Below are 2,574 nucleotides of genomic sequence, written 5' to 3' on the forward strand. Positions count from 1 at the left end.
GGGCTGCGAACATCCCCACCCCCTGGCAGCGCCCGAACGCGGCCCCCGCCTGACCCCGCTGGCACGGACACGTGGAGAGCCGGATGCGTGGGAACACGCACGTCCGGTTCGGAGGCGCGGGCCGGGGAAACGGACCCATCGAGAGGTGGACACCGCGCCCCGGCCCGACCCCTACCAGGAGCGGCTGAACAACCAGATCCGCCGGCGCACCGACGTGGTCGCCATCTTTCCCGACCGCGCCGCGGTGATCCGCCTGGTCGGGGCGGTGCTGGCCGAGCAGACCGACGAATGGGCCGAGCAACGCCGCTACATGAGCCTGGAGGTCCTCGCCAAGGCCCGACAGGCGCTCGCGCCCACACCGCACGAGAGGGTGACGCCGACCGCGATCACCGCATAAGTTACGGGCTCGAAGGACACGGGGTGATCGTCTTCATCCACCACGTCCGTGGACGCAACCCAAAGCCCGCGAAGCCAGCAGCAAGTTTCCTCGCGAGCACTCAGCGCCCCGTGCTCGACCTCAGCAGACGTCGTTGCCGCGCCCAACGTGCTGGATCCGCCCGCCCTGACACCTCGGGCGGACCGGATTGCTCGACGTGTGGAACGTCCGCTCACACCGGCCGATACTCACGCCATGTTCCCGCCGACGGTCTCGGTCGGCCGCGGCGCCGAGCTCGCCACCTCGCAAATCGGTATGCCCACCCCACAGAAGCCGCGACTCGCGCACGCGGAGACCCCGACTCGCACGCACGAATACCGCGACTCGCGCACGCGGAGACCGCGACTCGCGGGGGTGGAGACCGCGACTCGCGGGGTGGCGGTATTCGCGGTCAGCCGCGCAGCATCTCCGCGACCAGGAACGCGAGCTCCAGGGATTGCTGGGTGTTCAGGCGGGGGTCGCAGGCCGTTTCGTAGCGGCCGGCGAGGTCGGCGTCGGAGATCTCCTGGGCCCCACCCAGGCACTCGGTGACGTCCTCCCCGGTGACCTCGACGTGGATGCCGCCCGGATGCGTGCCCAGGCCGTGATGCACCTCGAAGAAGCCCTGCACCTCATCGACGATCCGGTCGAAGTGGCGCGTCTTGTACCCGGTGGTCGACTCGTGGGTGTTGCCGTGCATCGGATCGCACTGCCAGATCACCTTGTGCCCGGACGCGGTCACCTTCTCCACGATCGCCGGCAACACGTCGCGCACCTTGCCGTTGCCCATCCGGCTGATCAAGGTCAGCCGGCCGGGGGTGTTGTACGGATCCAGCCGCTCGACGTACTCGACGGCCAGCTCCGGCGTCGTCGTCGGGCCGATCTTGAGCCCGATCGGATTGGCCAACAGCTCGGCGAACGCGATGTGCGCCCCGTCGAGCTGGCGGGTCCGCTCCCCGATCCACAGGAAATGCGCCGACAGGTCGTAGAGCTTCGGCGCCGGCCCGGTGCTGTCCATCCGCAACAGCGCGCGCTCGTAGTCCAGCAGCAGCGCCTCGTGCGAGGCGTAGAACTCCGTGGTGTGCATGCGGTAGTCCTCGACCCCGCAGGCGTCCATGAAGCGCAGCGCGCGGTCGATCTCCCCGGCCAGCGCCTCGTAGCGCTCACCGGCCGGGGAGGTCCGCACGAAGTCCTTGTTCCAGTCGTGCACCATCGTCAGGTCGGCCATGCCGGTGGCGGTCAGCGCGCGCACCAGGTTCATCGCCGCGCCCGCATTCGCATAGGCCCGCACCATCCGCGACGGATCCGGGATCCGCGCCGCCGGATCGGCCACCAGCGAGTTCACGATGTCCCCGCGGTAGGACGGCAGCCCCAGCGCGTCGATCGGCGAGCTGCGCGGCTTGGCGTACTGCCCGGCGATCCGCCCGACCTTGACCACCGGCATGCTCGCCCCGTAGGTGAGCACGACGGCCATCTGCAGCAGCGTGCGGATGGTGGCCCGGATGTGCGGCTCCGTGTTGTCCACGAAGGTCTCCGCGCAGTCACCACCCTGCAGCAGAAACGCCTCGCCCCGCGCCACCGCGGCCAGCCGGGCCTGCAACCGGTCCACCTCGGGCGGCAGGGTCACCGGTGGGACGCTCTCCAGCACGGTGCGTACGTGCGACACCTGCGCGGGGTCCGGCCACTCGGGCTGCTGCGCGGCCGGGCGGCCGAGCGCGTCGTCCAGCCGGGCCCGCAGCTCGGCAGGCAGCGGGGGCAGCTCGGGGAGCACCTCAACCGGGGCGTCGACGGTCCAGTTCACGAGGTCCAAGACTAAGCGGTCGTGTCGACGGGTCGCGGGTGGGTCGTCCCGCTTCCGTCGACCGGACGTCCGATCGGCGGTGTACGGCCGCGGGCCCGTTGCTCCGGATGGAGGCGGAGATCACCCGGACGGCCCGATTCCACATCGGACCCTTCGGGATACCCCCCCGGCATGACAACCCTCCTGTGGATCCTCGCCGTCGTCCTGGTGGTCGCCGGCATTCTCGCGATCGTTCGAAGGCAGCTGCTGTGGGGCATCGTGCTCATCATCGTGGGTCTGCTCGTGGGGCCCGGCGGGGTGAGCATCTTCACCTGATCACGCGGCGGTCGCGGCCCGGAGGCCCCGCCCTCACCGGGCC

Annotated in this window: 2 protein-coding genes and 1 pseudogene; 2 read left to right on the top strand and 1 reads right to left on the bottom strand. The window is 70.5% G+C overall.

What is annotated here, in order from left to right; translation table 11 throughout:
- Window positions 1-178 precede the first annotated feature (178 nt).
- A pseudogene (locus tag HF519_RS29820) lies at window positions 179-397 on the top strand (transposase); the annotation flags it as partial.
- Window positions 398-827: 430 nt separating this feature from the next.
- On the opposite strand, the gene HF519_RS29825 reads toward HF519_RS29820, so the two are convergent.
- Window positions 828-2,216 (bottom strand): class II 3-deoxy-7-phosphoheptulonate synthase, encoded by a 1,389-nt coding sequence (locus tag HF519_RS29825; protein ID WP_169416287.1) that lies wholly within the window; start codon window positions 2,214-2,216, stop codon window positions 828-830.
- A gap of 171 nt (window positions 2,217-2,387) precedes the next feature.
- On the opposite strand from HF519_RS29825, the gene HF519_RS29830 reads away from it, so the two are divergent.
- Entirely contained in the window at window positions 2,388-2,531 is a 144-nt protein-coding gene (locus HF519_RS29830) for a GPGG-motif small membrane protein (protein WP_169416288.1), read from the top strand.
- Window positions 2,532-2,574: the final 43 nt, after the last annotated feature.

It is taken from the genome of Pseudonocardia bannensis, from assembly GCF_012911875.1.
Lineage (GTDB): Bacteria > Actinomycetota > Actinomycetes > Mycobacteriales > Pseudonocardiaceae > Pseudonocardia > Pseudonocardia bannensis.